Annotated in this window: 15 protein-coding genes; 4 read left to right on the top strand and 11 right to left on the bottom strand. The window is 69.9% G+C overall.

Annotated elements, in window-relative coordinates; translation table 11 throughout:
- Positions 1-65: 65 nt before the first annotated feature.
- Genes ABD333_RS19500 through ABD333_RS19510 form a run of 3 tightly spaced genes read right to left on the bottom strand, consistent with a single transcriptional unit; the run spans position 66 to position 2,646 of the window.
- The gene (locus tag ABD333_RS19500; protein ID WP_410556229.1) at positions 66-926 is read right to left on the bottom strand and encodes an amino acid ABC transporter ATP-binding protein; all 861 of its coding nucleotides are present in this window, start codon (positions 924-926) and stop codon (positions 66-68) included.
- A 4-nt stretch (positions 927-930) separates the two neighbouring features.
- On the bottom strand, positions 931-1,782 hold the full coding sequence (locus tag ABD333_RS19505; protein ID WP_344542815.1) for an amino acid ABC transporter permease: 852 nt from the start codon (positions 1,780-1,782) through the stop codon (positions 931-933).
- A 12-nt stretch (positions 1,783-1,794) separates the two neighbouring features.
- Complete coding sequence (locus ABD333_RS19510; protein WP_344542817.1) at positions 1,795-2,646, bottom strand: transporter substrate-binding domain-containing protein; 852 nt, start codon at positions 2,644-2,646, stop codon at positions 1,795-1,797.
- A gap of 354 nt (positions 2,647-3,000) precedes the next feature.
- Here ABD333_RS19510 and ABD333_RS19515 point away from each other — a divergent pair, with 354 nt between their 5' ends.
- A complete protein-coding gene (locus ABD333_RS19515; protein ID WP_344542819.1) occupies positions 3,001-4,191 on the top strand; it encodes an NAD(P)-dependent malic enzyme in 1,191 nt (396 codons plus the stop codon).
- A gap of 261 nt (positions 4,192-4,452) precedes the next feature.
- The gene (locus ABD333_RS19520) at positions 4,453-5,079 is read left to right on the top strand and encodes a CGNR zinc finger domain-containing protein (RefSeq protein WP_344542821.1); all 627 of its coding nucleotides are present in this window, start codon (positions 4,453-4,455) and stop codon (positions 5,077-5,079) included.
- Here the strand turns inward: ABD333_RS19520 and sodX are convergent.
- Positions 5,034-5,369, bottom strand: coding sequence for a nickel-type superoxide dismutase maturation protease (gene sodX / locus ABD333_RS19525; RefSeq protein WP_344542823.1), 336 nt, complete (start codon positions 5,367-5,369; stop codon positions 5,034-5,036). The two genes, ABD333_RS19520 and sodX, sit on opposite strands and share 46 nt — an antisense overlap.
- A 142-nt stretch (positions 5,370-5,511) precedes the next feature.
- On the opposite strand from sodX, the gene sodN reads away from it, so the two are divergent.
- Both sodN and ABD333_RS19535 read left to right on the top strand, forming a co-directional pair.
- Positions 5,512-5,916: a superoxide dismutase, Ni gene (gene sodN, locus ABD333_RS19530; RefSeq protein ID WP_344542825.1), complete on the top strand. Its 405-nt coding sequence runs from the start codon at positions 5,512-5,514 to the stop codon at positions 5,914-5,916.
- Between the two features lie 68 nt (positions 5,917-5,984).
- Positions 5,985-6,464: a GNAT family N-acetyltransferase gene (locus ABD333_RS19535; protein WP_344542827.1), complete on the top strand. Its 480-nt coding sequence runs from the start codon at positions 5,985-5,987 to the stop codon at positions 6,462-6,464.
- A 35-nt stretch (positions 6,465-6,499) separates the two neighbouring features.
- Here ABD333_RS19535 and ABD333_RS19540 read toward each other — a convergent pair whose 3' ends face one another.
- The 7 genes from ABD333_RS19540 to ABD333_RS19570 all read right to left on the bottom strand — a co-directional run bounded on the left by ABD333_RS19540 (position 6,500) and on the right by ABD333_RS19570 (position 15,738).
- Complete coding sequence (locus ABD333_RS19540) at positions 6,500-7,729, bottom strand: enolase C-terminal domain-like protein (RefSeq protein WP_344542829.1); 1,230 nt, start codon at positions 7,727-7,729, stop codon at positions 6,500-6,502.
- Positions 7,730-10,795, bottom strand: coding sequence for a glycoside hydrolase family 38 N-terminal domain-containing protein (locus tag ABD333_RS19545; RefSeq protein WP_344542831.1), 3,066 nt, complete (start codon positions 10,793-10,795; stop codon positions 7,730-7,732). It lies immediately after the preceding gene.
- Positions 10,796-10,854: 59 nt separating this feature from the next.
- A complete protein-coding gene (locus ABD333_RS19550) occupies positions 10,855-11,679 on the bottom strand; it encodes a carbohydrate ABC transporter permease (protein WP_344542832.1) in 825 nt (274 codons plus the stop codon).
- Positions 11,679-12,656 (bottom strand): carbohydrate ABC transporter permease, encoded by a 978-nt coding sequence (locus tag ABD333_RS19555; RefSeq protein WP_344542834.1) that lies wholly within the window; start codon positions 12,654-12,656, stop codon positions 11,679-11,681. The genes ABD333_RS19550 and ABD333_RS19555 overlap by 1 nt, the downstream gene beginning before the upstream one ends.
- A gap of 9 nt (positions 12,657-12,665) precedes the next feature.
- Positions 12,666-13,925 carry an ABC transporter substrate-binding protein gene (locus ABD333_RS19560; RefSeq protein ID WP_344542837.1) on the bottom strand — a complete coding sequence of 420 codons (1,260 nt, stop codon included), beginning with the start codon at positions 13,923-13,925 and terminating at the stop codon, positions 12,666-12,668.
- Positions 13,926-14,058: 133 nt separating this feature from the next.
- Complete coding sequence (locus ABD333_RS19565; RefSeq protein WP_344542838.1) at positions 14,059-14,751, bottom strand: FadR/GntR family transcriptional regulator; 693 nt, start codon at positions 14,749-14,751, stop codon at positions 14,059-14,061.
- A 33-nt stretch (positions 14,752-14,784) separates the two neighbouring features.
- Positions 14,785-15,738: an alpha/beta hydrolase gene (locus tag ABD333_RS19570; protein WP_344542840.1), complete on the bottom strand. Its 954-nt coding sequence runs from the start codon at positions 15,736-15,738 to the stop codon at positions 14,785-14,787.
- Positions 15,739-15,742: the final 4 nt, after the last annotated feature.

The raw sequence follows: 15,742 nt of genomic DNA on the forward strand, positions 1-15,742 counted from the left end.
CCTTGGCTCACAGAACGACATGGCTACGATCCGACTTGGGCCACCGTCGTGTCGTCTACCCCGGCTCAGATGCCGCCGGTGCGGCCGAGGCCCGAGTCGTTCCGGCCGAGAGCCGTCGGCGGAACATCATCGACAGCCGAGTCATGGCTGGCCCTGTCGAACTCGGGTGCGCCTCCGACCTCGACGTGGGTCGGGTCGAGGACGCGGCGCAGGAAGAGCTTGGTGCGCTCGTGCTGCGGGTCGCCGATGATCTGCGCGGGCGGGCCCTCCTCGACGATCATGCCGTCGTCCATGAAGACGACCTTGTCGGCCACCTCGCGGGCGAAGGCCATCTCGTGGGTGACCACGAGCATGGTCATGCCGTCCTGGGCGAGCTTGCGCATCACCGTGAGGACGTCCCCGACCAGTTCGGGGTCGAGCGCCGAGGTGGGCTCGTCGAACAGCATCAGGTCCGGGTCCATGGCCAGGGCACGGGCGATCGCCGCCCGCTGCTGCTGGCCGCCGGACAGCTGCGCCGGATAACTGCCGGCCTTCTCCTCCAGGCCGACCTTGGCCAGGTTCGCGCGGGCGGTCCTCTCGGCCTCGGCCTTGCCCCGCTTGAGCACCCGGCGCTGCGCGATGGTGATGTTGGCCAGCACGCTGAGGTGCGGGAACAGGTTGAACTGCTGGAACACCATGCCGATCCGGCGGCGCGCGGCGTCGATGTCGATGTCGCGGTGGGTCAGCTCGACGCCCTCGACGAACACCTGGCCCTTGGTCGGCTGCTCCAGCAGGTTGACGCAGCGCAGGAGCGTGGACTTGCCGGAGCCGGACGGGCCGATGACACAGATCACCTGGCCGCGCTCCACCTTGAAGTCGATGCCCTTCAGCACCTCGAGATTCCCGAACGACTTGTGCAGGTCGCGGATCTCCACCATGGGGCTCATACCGTCACCGTGCCTTCGCCTGTCGTACCTCGAGCCGCTGGACGAGGATGCTCGCCGGCACCGTGACGAGCAGATAGGTGAGTCCGGCGATCATGAGCGGGGTTCCGTTGGCATGGTCGGTCGCCAGGTCGGAACCGAACTTCGTCAGTTCGACCGTACTCGCGCTGAGTCCGAGCACGAACACCAGCGACGAGTCCTTGAAGAGCAGGACCAGCTGGTTGGCGATCGGCGGCAGGACGATGCGGATGGCCTGCGGGATCACGATCGACCCCATGGCCCGCATGTAGGGCATCCCCAGCGAGCGCGCGGCCTCCATCTGCCCCTTGGGCACCGCCTGGATGCCCGCCCGGAACGTCTCGGCCATGTAGGCGGCGGCGACCAGGCCAAGGCCCACCGCGACCTGCCCGTACGGCTCGAACGGGAACTGGAAGCCGGGGAACGCCGCGGGCAGGAACAGGATGATCAGGAAGATCAGCAGCATCGGGACGCCGCGGAAGATCTCGATGTAGACCACCGAGACCCACCGGTAGGGCGCCACGCTCGACAACCGCATCAGCGCCAGGACCAGGCCGAAGGCGAAGCCCAGGGCGAAGCCCGAGAGCGTGAAGATGACGGTGTTCTTCAACGCGACCGTGAACAGGTCGGGCAGCGTCTCCTTGGCCACCTCGGCCTTGAAGAAGTTCTGCCTGATGGCGGTCCAGTCGGCCAGGCTCGCCACGAGGGCGACCGCGGCCAGCAGGAGCACGTACTGGATCGCCAGGCTCAGGCGTCGGCGTTGACGCGGGCTGAGCCCGGTCCTGCCGGGAGGGCTCCCGGCAGGACCGGCCGGCTCGGCCACAGTGGTGGAGTCAGACATCGGCTACCCGGGTCAGGAGGGTTGCTTGGGCGTGGACGCGGGCTCCGCCTTCATCCACTTGACGAAGGAGGCCTTCCAGCTGCCGTCGGTGAAGGACGCCTTGAGCGTCTCGTCGATGGTCTTGAGGAGCTCGGGGGCGCCGCCCTTCTTGACCGCGAAGCCGTACTGCGCCCCGGTCTGGACCTGGCCGACGAGCTCGTACTTGGAGGCGATGTCCCCCTTGCGGAGCCAGCCGTCGATCACGGGCAGGTCCTGGAGGGCGACGTCGGCCTGGTTCGACTGCATGATCTGCAGCTGGAGGCCGGAGTTGTTGCCGACCTTGGGGTCGAAGCCCTTCCCCTTGGCGTAGTCGAGGCTCGTGGTGCCCTTCTGCACGGCCAGGCGGAGGTTCTTGGCCTTGACGTCGTCGAGCGTCTTCACGCCCGAGCCCTTCTTGGCCATGATCCCCAGCACCTCGTCGAAGTAGGGGATGGAGAAGTCGAGGTTCGCCTTGCGCTCCGGAGTGATCGTCATACCGGCGGCGGCGACGTCGCAGCGGCCCGCGTTGAGCGCGGTGCCGCTCTTGATCGCGTCGAAGTCGATGTCGATGATCTTCTGGGTGACGCCGAGCTTCTTGGCGACCTGGTCCATGAGGTCCACGTCGAAGCCGACGACCTTGCCGCCCTGGTTGAACTGGAACGGCTCGTACGGAATGTTGGTGCACACCGTCAGCTGGCCGTTCTTGACCAGCTTGACGCCGGGGACCTTCGGCTGGGCCTTACTCCCCCCACCATCGTCGTCACCACAGGCGCTCAGCGCCAGGAGACCGGTCAGGGCAAGCGCGGCCGTCGCCACAACGCCACGGCGCAGAGAACCAGTGATCACAGGTCCCCCCTCCAGTTCGGTTTCAGCGGATCTTTGCAGATCCGGAAGTTAATGGCACATTTTGGCCTACACCAGGCGCGATCTGGATTAAGGCTCCGAAACAATCGGACAACAAGGCGACCCCGCCCGGGAAGATCACCGTAATACGAACGCACCGCGTAAGATTGGTATCACGCTGTGGCATCGGGGTGATGGCCACCACCTCACAGTCCAGGGGTCGCCGCTGTCAGCTGTGGCACAATCGGACAACGGGTGACCCCCGTACGTCGCGAGATGCCCACCACGGTGACGGCCACCAGACCGCACCTACGCGGCGGCATCGCCCGCAAACCCAATTCTCTGACAGGGGTCGCTGTGGCTGCTGAGCCCATTCCCAACGAACCGCTCTCCTACGACGACGATCCGGCCTTCCCGCTGCACCGCGGCGGCAAGCTCGAGGTCCGCTCGACCATCCGGGTGCGCGACAAGGACGATCTGTCCCTGGCCTACACCCCCGGCGTCGCGCGGGTGTGCACCGCCATCGCCGAACACCCGGAGCTGGCCTACGACTACACCTGGACCTCCAAGGTCGTGGCGGTCGTGACCGACGGCACCGCCGTGCTCGGCCTGGGCGACATCGGCCCGGCCGCCTCCATGCCGGTCATGGAGGGCAAGGCTCTGCTGTTCAAGGAGTTCGCCGGGGTGGACTCGGTGCCGATCGCGCTGAGCACGACCGACGTCGACGAGATCGTCGACACCGTGATCCGGATGGCGCCCAGCTTCGGCGGCATCAACCTGGAGGACATCAGCGCGCCGCGCTGCTTCGAGATCGAGGACCGGCTGCGCGCGGCGCTCGACATCCCGGTCTTCCACGACGACCAGCACGGCACCGCCATCGTGGCGCTGTCGGCGCTGACCAACGCGGCGCGGCTGATCGGCAAGCCGCTGTCGGAGCTGCGCGCCGTGGTCGCCGGGGCGGGCGCCTCGGGCATCGCGGTCTCCCAGATCCTGATCAACGCCGGCATCGGCGACATCGCGCTGTCGGACAGCAAGGGCCTGATCTACGAGGGCCGGGACGGCCTCAACCCGATCAAGCAGCGGATCGCGGCGATCACCAACCGGTCGCGGCTCAAGGGCTCCACCGAGGAGGCGCTGCGCGGCGCCGACGTGTTCATCGGCCTCTCGGGGAGCACCGTGCGCGAGTCGTGCATCGCCACCATGTCGTCCAACGCAATCGTCTTCGCGCTGTCCAACCCCACCCCCGAGGTGCATCCCGAGGTCGCGCGGCGGCACGCCAAGGTCGTCGCCACCGGCCGCAGCGACTTCCCCAACCAGATCAACAACGTGCTGGCCTTCCCCGGCATCTTCAAGGGCGCCTTCGAGGTGCGCTCGCACTCGATCACCGAGAACATGAAGCTCGCGGCGGCCACCGCGATCGCCGACATCGTGGGCGACGACCTGTCCCCCGACTACGTCATCCCGAGCCCGTTCGACGAGCGTGTGGCGCCCGCCGTCACCGCCGCCGTGGCGGCGCAGGCCCGTGCCGACGGGGTCAGCCGCATCTGAGCCGGCCGTTACGGCCCGTGATCTCCCTGCCGGGATCACGGGCCGTCATCGTGTGCGCATCCTCCGTGACGGGCGTCAAAACTCCGTCGAAACGGTCCATAGGCGATCAAATTGTCGGCTGGGGTTCGGTCCGGCCGCACAATATTTCATATTCCGGGCCGGTCGCTTCGGTGTGCACCGTGATCGAAGGTGTAATACTCGACATGAGGGAATGACACTGACGAATCACGCACGATCAGGTCGACTCCGTCAGGAGCGAACGTGGACCTCGCCTCTTACGCAGACCTGGCGATCGAACTCGTGAACACGCACGACTCGCAGGCCGACAAAGGACGCGACTTCGAAGTCCTGCGAGAGCTGCTGGTGATCCGGTCCCGGCTGGGCGGCCGGGTCGCCCACCGCGACCTCGACGCCATGCGCGAGCTGCGCGCGCAGCTGCGCGCCGTCTTCGTCTCCGCGGTGGCCGGGGACGAGGAGGACGCCATCGACCGCCTCAACTCGCTGCTGATGCACCATCCGGTCCATCCGCAGCTCTCCGGCCACGACGGGCGGCCCTGGCACCTGCATCTGAACGAGGGCGGCTCGGTCCAGGACCGGTACGCGGCGTGGGCGGCGATGGGCCTGGCCGTCAAGGTCAGCGACCGCGGGCTCGACCGGCTCGGGATCTGCCGGGCCGACGGCTGCGAACGGGTGTTCTTCGACACGACGGCCAACAAGTCCCAGCGCTACTGCTCGGACCGGTGCGCCGGGCGGCCGAGCAGCGTGGCGGCGGCCCACCATCCGGCCCGGACGAGCGCGCGGGCGGCGATCGAGACCGCCGTGCCGGCCCAGCGCGGGGCCGCTCAGGCCGGCGGGCGGAAGACCGAGATCCGCGAGGGCGGCCAGTAACGCGCGACGACGCGTCCGACCACGAGCTCGTCGGGCACCGCGCCCCAGTTCCAGCTGTCACGCCGGCCGCGGGCCCGCTGGTCGTCGCTCTCCAGCCACCATCCCGCACCGTCGCGGAACGTGGCCCGCTTGACGGTCAGCGTGTCCGGCCGTTCCGGATGGCGTGCCACCACGATGTCGCCCACCCTCACCCGGCCGCCGCGCCGCACGATCAGCCAGTCGCCCGGACGCAGCGCGGGCGACATCGACGCGCCGGTCACCGCGACGACACGCCACGGAATCCGAACCACCGCTCCCCCGTCCGTCACCTCGGCCTCGCCGGCATCGGGGTCCTAGGCCCAAAGACCGAGCGCCCTGCCCGTACGCCCTCCGGGCCACAAGAGTAATGTCGGTGACCTGAGCATGATCCGATACGAGGGAAGGGAAACGCAGGTGCTCGTCAACCTTCTGCGCCCGAAGACCACGGTCTCCGCGCACTGCGACCTGCCGTGCGGTGTCTATGACCCGGCGCAGGCACGCATCGAGGCCGAGTCCGTCAAGGCGATCATCGAGAAGTACGCCGCCAACGAGGACCCGGCCTTCCGCGCCCGGGCGATCCAGATCAAGGAGCAGCGCTCCGAGCTGGTCAAGGAGCACCTCTGGGTGCTCTGGACCGACTACTTCAAGCCTCCGCACTTCGAGAAGTACCCGCAGCTGCACCAGCTGTTCAACGAGGCCACCAAGCTCGCCGGCGCCAGTGGCACCAAGGGCAGCCTCGACGTCAAGGTCGCGGAGGACCTGCTGAGCAAGATCGCCGAGATCGACAAGATCTTCTGGGAGACCAAGCAGGCCGCCTGACCGGCCGGCCGCGATGCGGCGATCGACCCGGCATTTCGGACTCGTCGGGAGTCGCTAGCCTGTCAGGCATGATTCGGCCTGCGACTCCTGACGATGTTCCGACCATCCTGCGGCTCGTGCACGAGCTCGCGACGTACGAGCGGGCCGCACACGAGGTGAAGGCGACCGAGGAGGACCTGCGCGGCAGCCTCTTCGGGGCCGAGCCGAAGGCGTTCGCCCACGTCGCCGAGCATGAGGGCGAGGTCGTGGGCTTCGCGCTGTGGTTCCTGTCGTTCTCCACGTGGCTCGGCAAGCACGGCATCTACCTCGAAGACCTCTACGTCAGCCCGGACGTGCGCGGGCACGGCTACGGCAAGGCGCTGCTGACCGAGCTCGCCCGCACCGCCGTGGAGCGCGGATACGGGCGGGTCGAGTGGTCGGTGCTCGACTGGAACACCCCGGCCATCGGGTTCTACAAGTCGCTGGGCGCGGCGCCGCAGGACGAGTGGACCGTCTACCGGCTGACCGGCGAACCTCTGCGGCAGCTCGGCACCACCCGTCCCGCCTGACGCCCTCCCGCCGCCTGACGCCCTCCCGCCCGACCTCAGATGGCGCTGAGCGCGACGGTCGGATCCGCCCAGCGTTCGTTGGGAACGAGCGGGTACCAGCCGGGGCGGCCGGGGTCGCGGTCGTACGGATAGCCGCCCAGCTCGCGGTAGAGCTCGACGTACTCGGCGACCTTGTCCCGGTCGAGCCGGACGCCGAGGCCCGGTCCCGTCGGCACGGCGATCCGGCCGTCCACGTAGCGCAGCTTGCCGCCCTCGATCACGTCGTCGGCGAGATGGTGGTAGTGCGCGTCGGCGGCGTAGGTGAGGTTGGGCAGCACCGCCCCGAGGTGCAGCATCGTGGCGAGCTGGATGCCGAGCTCGCCGGAGGAGTGCACCGAGACCCCGACCTGGAACGTCTCGCAGATCCCGGCCGCCTTGACGCAGGGCCGGATGCCGCCCCAGAACGTCGTGTCCAGCAGGACCACGTCGGCGCCGCGGCGCAGCACGTTGGCGGCGAGCTGCTCGAAGTTCACCACGACGGTGTTGGTCGCGAGCGGGACGTCGACCCGCTCGCGGACCAGCCGCAGCCCCTCCAGCCCGAGGACGGGATCTTCGAGGTAGTCGTTGTTGAGGTGCTCGATGGCCTTGCCGAAGCGCAGGCCCTCGTCCATGCTCAGGACCGCGTTCGGGTCGTAGCGGAGCCGGTCGCCGGGGAACGCCTCCGCCAGGGCCAGGTAGCACTCCAGCTCGTGGGCGGGCGGGAACACCCCGCCCTTGAGCTTGTGGACCGAGAACCCGTGCTCGTCCTTGAGCGCGCGGGCGTGCGCCACCAGCTGCTCGGGCGTGCGCACCTCGGCCGACTCGGCCCCCGGATAGCGGTAGAACAGGTACGAGGCGAACGGCACGGTGTCGCGGATCTTGCCGCCGAGCAGATCGTAGGCGGGCACGCCCAGGTGCTGCCCGACGAGGTCGATACAGGCGAACTCGATCGCGGCCAGCAGCTGCGTGCGGTTGTTGTAGAGGCTGGCCGTCGGATTGGCGATCTTGAAGCGGAGCGCCTCCAGCTCGAACGGGTCGTGCCCCTCCAGATAGGGCGCCAGGGCCCGGAACGCGGCCTCGGCGCTCTCGCCGCCGCCGCCCATCTCGCCCAGGCCGACCAGCCCGTTGTCGGCCTCGACCTCGACGATCGTGCGGACGAACCGGCCCCAGTGGGCGCCGTTGCTGTGCAGCAGCGGCGCCTGGAGGGGTACCGCGACGGTGGTGGCCCGGATGTCAGTGATCTTCATCTACCGGTTCTCCTTCACCGTGACGGCCACGATCCCGCAGGCGGGCAGCCGGACGGCCGCGACACCGCCGCGTACCGGCGCCTCCTCGACGTCACGGCCGAGACCGGAGTCGACCACGGCCCGGCGGAGCCCGGGCACGCGGAGTCCCGCCTCCACCGGCCCGTCGGCCAGCGACTGCAGCCGCACGACCAGCTCGCCGTCCGCCCTGCCGATCGAGGTGACCAGCACGTCCGGGTCGTCGACGGAGACGAAGACGCCCGTGGCGTCCGCCGCCTCCTCGCCGGTCGCCAGCGTCGCCACGAACGCGTCGGTGAGCCCGGCGGCGGTCGCCGCGCCGAGCCGCCGTCCCGGGACCCCGCCGGTGGCCGACGAGACGGCGTAGCGGAACGTCGTCTCGCCCGACTGCTGCGACGGGAAGTTGGTGTCCCAGATGTTGTTGAGCGCCCAGGAGTAGACCGTGGCGGGCTCGACGTCGAGTGTCGGCGGGAACGGCGCGTACGGCATGTGGATCGAGCCGAACTGCACCAGCGGCGCCTCCAGCGTCGCCCACGCCACCGTCAGATCGGCGTCCTCGAACGCCGTCCAGTGCCTGATCGGGCGCATGTGCTCGGCCGACCCCGGGACGCTCGGCACGTGCGTGCCGCCGACGCCGCCCGTGAGCTCCCATACCGAGGGCGGCCCGCTCACCGCGAACGGGAAGGAGAAGAAGACCGCCTCCTTGGCCGCGGTCGGCTGCTTGCCCAGCTGGAAGCGCAGATCGACGCGCGGGACGCCCGCGTACAGGTCGATCGTCGTCCGCAGCCAGTCGACGCCCTTGCCGGTCATCTCCACGACGAGCCGTTCTCCGGCGGGCGTGCGTTCACACCTGACCACGCCGGCGTTGCGGCCGATGGCGCGGTCGCCCAGCAGCGTCTTGTCGTGCACGAGCATGTGCCCCGACAGGTGGTTGAAGTGCGGCGCGGTGGCGTACCGGTCGTAGATGTACTGCCCGAAGCCGGCCGCCGCGTCGGCGTTCACCAGCTCGCGGCCCGCCACCTTGTCGAAGACCGAGCCGAGGTGGCCCTCGGCGAGGTCGTAGGTCACCCGGTAGTACTCGTTCTCGATCACGCCGTCGCGGCCCAGGTCGACCGGCTCGGGCGCGGGCGCGTCGCCGCGCACCACGTCCAGCCGGACGTGGCCGAGCCCCGGCACGTCCGGAACGATCGCCTCCAGGTGCCGGCCGATCGGTCGGGTCGGCCACTCGTCGGGGTCGACCTCCTCCTCGCGGTGGCGCACCGGCTCGCCGGTGCGCGCGTCCACGATCGTGATCGGGACGTCCACGGCGACCACGTCCCTGGGCAGGAACGCCCGCGCCACATCGGTGCGGGCGAACGTGCCCGGGTTGACGACGACGAACGAGGCGAGCGCGTCCGGCGCCGGCCCCCGCGTCGCGCCGAAGCGGCGGGCTCCCGCCTGCAGCAGGTCGAGGGCGTCGTCGTAGGACTGGTAGCCGACCGCGGACTTGCGGGTCCACTGCAGGCCGCCCGAGTCGCCGCCCTCTTCGGCGTCCTCCCAGGGGTTGGCGGCGCCCCAGGTGTGCTCGTCGAAGAGGGCCGCCTTGTCGTAGGCCTCGTCGACACCGTCGGCATCCGCCCCGGCGAGGGAGTGCAGGGTCTCGGCGGAGCGCAGCACGTTCTGGGCGCGCCGGACGTAGCCGAGCGGCCGGGCGCCGGAGCCGAGGCCGTCGGCCCACCAGTCCGTCCAGTCGCCCTCGTGGACCTGCAGCTCGTCGAGGTGACGCTCCTCGACGTGCTCGAAGAAGTCGGCGTTGGTCGCCATGCGGAGCCGCGGGTAGGCCCACGTCTCGTTCCACCGGCGCGCGATCTCGGCGGGCATGATCGACGGTCCGGCGTTGTCGGCGTGCGCGCCCTGCACCCGCAGGTGCACCGCGTCCAGCAGGTCGGGTGCCTTGGCGGCGCCGACCTGGCCGGGCGCCGCGTACCAGCCGAACGTGCCCGGCCCGTACGGGTAGGGGCGGTCGGCGAGCGAGCCCAGGTAGCGCGGCAGCAGGTCCTCGGCGAGGTCGTAGCCGTCGACCAGGCCGACCGTGTTGCCCTCCATGTAGGCCATGCCGTGCGGGGTGTCGGTGAACCACACGAGCAGCTCGCGGCCGCTCGGGGCACGCCACCGGAACGGCCGGCCGAGCTTGTCGCCGCCCGTGATGTACGGAACGGACCGCCCGGCCCAGTTGTGCGCCGCCGCCAGGTACCGCACTCCGGCCGCGTTGAGCGCGTCCACCACGCCCACGACCGCGCCCGGGATGTCGGTGTGCATCGCCGACCGCACGTCGATCCCGTACGCCGACCGCAGCTGCTCCACGAAACGCAGCTGCCGGTAGAGCTCCTCGGCCGAGCACGCCTCGGTGTGCAGCTGCATCGGGAACGCGGTGACCTCGATCTGGCCCGCCCGCGACGCCCGCACGAAGTCGGCGACCATGTCCTCGGGCCGCGCGGCGAGCCAGCGCAGCGCGGGCATCGACGACTCCACCGACCAGCGGAAGCGCGCGTCGTCCGGCCAGTCCGCGGTCTCGTTCGCCAGCCGCACCGCCGCGTCCAGGTAGTCGAGGTGGTGGCGCAGCACGGTGCCCTGGGTGTCGGTGTAGCCGATGTCCAGGTGGGAGTGGTGAACGACGAAGACATTCCACTTGCGCTGCGGCGTCACGTCCAGCGGCGCGGCCCCGACCAGCCCGGCGGCGTCGCGTACCCGCAGCGTCAGGCGGCGCGGCCCGTCGACCTCCGGAACCAGCAGGGTGGCGCGGCCGTCGTCGCCGGTCCGCGCCTCGGCGACGCCTGAGCCGTCCCCGTCCTCCAGCGCCAGGTCCAGCCCGGCGGCGGCCTCACCGGTCACGTCGACCCGGACGACCTGCCGCAGCGCGTCGCCCTCCCGCCTGAACAACGGCAGGACCGCGGCGCGCACGGCGAGCCCGCGCACGGCGAGGACCTCGGTCGAAGAGTCCTGGCGCAGTGCCTCGCGGATCCCGTCGTAGTCCGGTGATCCGAGACTGGCCTGCAACAGACGGCTCGTCATATTTCCCCTTGAACGTGAAGAGCGTGGGAGCTTTCGAAAGCTTGCAGAGCAGCGGTGCCTCAGAGCTGGGCGATGGACAGACCCCGCGCGAACAGGCGCTGCGTCGCCAGGAAGACCGCGACGGTGGGCAGCGACACCACGAGCCCGGCCGCGAGCGCGATCGGCACCGGGGTGCCCGCGTAGACGTCGGTGGTCAGGGCGGCCAGCTCCGTCATGACCGGCCGGGCGCTCTCCGACTGCGTCAGCGTCAGCCCGAACAGCAGGTCGTTCCACGTGAACGTGAACTCGAAGATGAACACCGCCGCCAGCGCGGGCCACGACACCGGCAGGAAGATCCGCCAGAAGATCCGCATCGTGGAGGCGCCGTCCATCCGCGCCGCCTCGAAGATCGAGACCGCCACCCCGCCGAAGAAGTTGCGCATCACCAGCGCCGCGAACGGGATGTTGACGGCCAGATGGATGAGGATCATCCCGAGCCGGGTGTCGTACAGCGGGGTCTTGCTGTAGCCGACGAACAACGGCACCAGCAGCATCTGGAACGGGAAGATCGACCCGCCGTAGATGATCATGAACCAGGCGAAGCCGTGCTTCAGCCGCAGCACCACGATCGCGTACCCGGCGAGCGCGCCGAGCAGCACCGCGAGCGCGGGCGCGACCAGCGCGTAGAGCAGGGTGCTGCCCATGCTCTGCAGGATGTCGGTGGTCTCCCAGACCTGGCGCACGTTGTCGACGAACCCGAACCCGCCGGACGGCTTGACCGCCTCGGCCGGCTTGTAGGCGTCGGCCGGGCGGATCGCGTTCACCACGATCAGGTACGTCGGGAACAGCCAGACCAGCCCGAGCGCCACCAGCACGCCGCGGCGCGCCACCTCGTAGGGACGCATCAGATCTCCTCCTTTCCGATCTGACGCCGCATGTAGACGTACGACGCGAGCCCCGTGACCGTGGTCAGCAGCACCGCGACCGCCGAGCCGTAGCCGTACTCGTCGGCGACGAACACGTCGCGGTACATGGTCACCGCGAGCGTCTCGGAGGTGCGGCCCGGACCGCCCTGGGTCATCGTCCAGACGATGTCGAACGTCTTGAGGCTGGCCACCAGCGCCAGCCCGACCACGACCGTGGTCAGCGGGCGCATCTGCGGCCACAGGACATGCCGGAACATCTTCCACCCCGACGCCCCGTCGAGCCGCGCGGCCTCGATCGGCGCGCGCGGGATCGACTGCAGGCCGACGACGAAGAGCAGCATGTTGACGCCGAGCTGCTGCCACGTCCACACCAGCAGCATCGCGATGGTGTTCTCCGGGCCGTCGTTGAGGAACGACATGTCGCCGCCCGGCATCCCGAGGAACGAGAGCGCCTGGTTGGCGACGCCCTCAGGCTGCAGGATGAAGCCCCAGACGAGGCCGAGCCCGGCCCCGGACATCGCGTACGGCAGCAGGAACGGCAGGCGGTACCACGGACCGCCCTTCACGTCGTAGGACAGCACGGCGACCAGCAGCCCGAGCCCGACCGGCAGCACCGTCGTCCCGACCACCCACAGCAGCGTGTTGCGGATCGAGGTCAGCAGCGCCTCGTCGTCGAGCATCCGGGTGTAGTTGTCGAGCCCGATGAACTCAGGCGACCCGAGCCCGTCGTAGTGGGTGAGGCTCAGCCAGGCCGTCCAGACGAACGGCAGGTAGAGCAGCACCGCGACGATGAGCAGCGCCGGCGACACATAGCCGTGGCGGAAGCGCCCGTAGAGGGCGAACGGCGCGCCGCCGGCCCGGCCCGCGGGCCGGCGGCGTCCGTTACCGGGGCCGCGGCGCCTCGTGGCCTGCGCCGCGGCCGTCTTCGGGGAGGCGGGAGTCTTGTGCACGGTCATAAGCCCGGCTCAGTTCCCCTGCGTCTTCCAGTACTGCTCGTTGGCCTTCTGGATGGTCTCCAGCACCTTCATGTAGGTGTCCGGCTTGACCGCGAAGCCGCTGAGGCCGTCCAGGGCGGCGGTGAGCACCGGCGGCGGCGCCGCCTCGAAGTAGCGCTGGACCAGGCGGTACTGCCCGTTCGCCGCATCCTTGGTGATCTTAGCGAGCTCGGGCTGGGCGATCTTCACCCGCGGGTTGCCGGAGACGTCGCCGCGCGAGTTGGCCCACTTCTCCTGGGCGGCGGGAGTGACCCACCACTTGAGGAACTTGGTGCTGGCCTCGGCGTCGGGCGCCTTCTTCAGCGAGCAGAGCGGGCCGCTCTCGAAGACGAGCGAGGTCTTGGGCAGCGCCGGGTTGACGTTCGGGATGAAGAAGAACCCGTAGTCCTGGCCGAGCTTGAGGTTGCGCTGGGTCATGCTGGTGTTGAACCAGGTGCCGGACGAGACCATCGCGGCCTTGCCGCTCTTGAAGTGGTCGGCCGGGTCGGCCTTGTCGCCGGGGTTGCTGAACCAGCCGGCGTCGATCATGGTCTTCCAGCGCTTCATCACGTCCACCACGCCGGGGTCGGTGTAGGACGCCTGGCCGGTGCCGAGCTTCTCGTACAGGTCCGGGTTCGTCCCGGCGAGCAGCTGCTCGAACCACACGAACGAGAACAGCGACGTCGGGGTGGTGTGCTGGAACGGCGTCTGGCCCTTGGACTTGAGCGTGCGCGCGATGTTCTCCAGGTCGGCCCACGTCTTCGGCGGCTGGAGCTTGTGCTTGGCGAAGACCTTCTTGTCGTAGAACATGCCCCAGTAGGCGGTGTTCAGCGGGACGCAGTACTGCTTGCCGTCGATCGTGTAGTACTTCGCCAGGTCGGCGGACAGGTCGCCGCTCTTGATCGCCGCCTGCCAGATGTCGGTGGTGTCGGCCACCTGGTTCTGCTTGACGATCTCGGTGAGCCGGCCGCCGGTGGACCAGGTGAACAGGTCCGGCTTGACCTTGGTCCGGAACGAGGCCTTGATGAACGCGGTGTAGGTGGGCTCGTCGGTGTAGCCCACCGGCTTCACGCCGAGCCCGATCTCCGTCTTCGACTGGGCCCCCATCTGGTCGAAGAACTGCGACCAGGCTCCCTTGTCGTTGTAGAGCTTGAGTTCGGACTTGGACCCGCCGGAATCATCGCCGGACGAGCAGCTCGCGAGGGCGAGCATCGCCGCGCCGGTGGCGAGCGCGGTCACCCGCAGACGCATCGACGGCATCATGGGGCCTCCTAGGTGTGGGGTGGGCTGCCAGGAGTCGGTGAACGAGGGGTTGGCTACGGAGCCGCCGGTCCGGGTACGGGCGGGCGACCGGGATGGAACGGGTTGTGGAACAGCTGTCAGGTCAGGTGAGCCGGGCTTCGATGACGCTCTTCACGTCCAGCAGGTGGACGCGCATGAGCTCCTCGGCGCGCCCGGCGTCGCCGGCCTCGATGGCACCGAGGATCGCCCGGTGCTCGTCGTGGTCGCGGGCGCGGTCGTCGAAGATGCGCAATATCGCGCGCTGCTCGGCGGCGTGCACCGACAGCAGCGAGTCGATGACCTCGCCGAGCACCGCGTTGCCCGCGGCCTTGGCCGTCGCCCGGTGGAACGACATGTTGGCCTTGTCGAGCTCGGCGTCCGCGCCGTCCAGGTGGCAGCCCGCCTGGTCGAGCACGGCGCGGAGCGTGGCGAGGTCGGAGGGGTCGGCCCGGCGGGCGGCCATGGCCGCCACCGGGGGCTCGATGAGCAGCCGGGCGTCCAGCAGCTGCAGCAGCTGGTCGCTCTGGAGCTCGCGGAAGTTGGGATTGGGGATGACGACCCGTTCGAGGTCGGCTCCCACGTAGATGCCCGAGCCGTGCCGCATCTGGACCGCGCCGGTGGCCTCCAGCCGGCGCAGCGCCTCGCGCAGCGTCGGGGTGGTCACGGCGAAGCGCTCGGACAACTCCCGGGCCGAGGGCAGCCGGTCCCCGGGGCGGAGCCCGCCTGACCGGATCAGCTCCAGGACGCGCTCGGTGAGCGCGTCGGAGAGACTGGGCCGGGCCACATCCTGAGCCATCGACTACCTCGTTCTCGAAAGAAGTTAAGTCATCTAATCACTTGATGTACCGCCCTGTCCAGGGGTGGCCAGGTGAAAACCTCGGCGCAGTGCCGCCCGCTGACCTGCGAGAGCCTCGCGGGCGACCGCCGCCGAGAGCACGCCGTCGAAGCCGTGGTACACGTGCGGCACATGGTGCAGCTCGGTCGGCACCCCGGCCTGGATGAGCCGCAGCGCGTACGCCAGGTCCTCGTCGCGCAGCGGGTCGGCCTCCGCGACGAGTACGTACGCGGCGGGCAGGCCGGACAGGTCCTCGGCCCGGGCCGGAGCCGCGTAGACGGGCGCCCGGCCGTGGAGCGGGCCGAGGTAGTGCCGCCACATGTGCCCCACGTCGCCCCGGTTGAACAGCGGCGGCTCGACGAACGTGCGCATCGAGGGCGTGTCCATCCGGTCGTCGAGCACGGGATAGATGAGGAGCTGGAACGCCAGCGGCGGCCCGTCCTCGTCCCGGGCGCGCAGCGCGATCCCGGCGGCCAGTCCGCCGCCCGCGCTGCCGCCGCCGACGCCGATCCGATCGGGATCGGCGCCGAGCTCCGCCGCGTTCTCGCGCACCCACACCGTCACCGCGTAGCCGTCGTCGAACGCGGCCGGGAACGGGTGCTCGGGCGCGAGCCGGTAGTCCACGGAGACGACCACGATGCCCACCTCGCCCGCGAAGTCCAGGCAGCGCACGTGCTCGTTCTCCAGGTCACCGGTGACGAAGCCGCCGCCGTGGAAGTAGACCAGCGCCGGGACCGGCTCGCGCCGCTCCTTCGGCCGGTAGATCCGGACGGGGACCGGCACCCCGGCCGGGCCGGGGACCGTGCGGTCCCCGACCTCGACCCGGGTGTCGGTCACCGGCTCGGACAACACCTCGACGAGCGCCCGCATGGCGTCCCGCGCCTTGGCCGGGTCGGCGAGGCTGACATACGGCATGCCGGCGAGGGCGTCGGTCAGCTCGGGATCCATTTGG

It is taken from the genome of Actinomadura fulvescens, assembly GCF_039533225.1.
GTDB lineage: Bacteria > Actinomycetota > Actinomycetes > Streptosporangiales > Streptosporangiaceae > Spirillospora > Spirillospora fulvescens.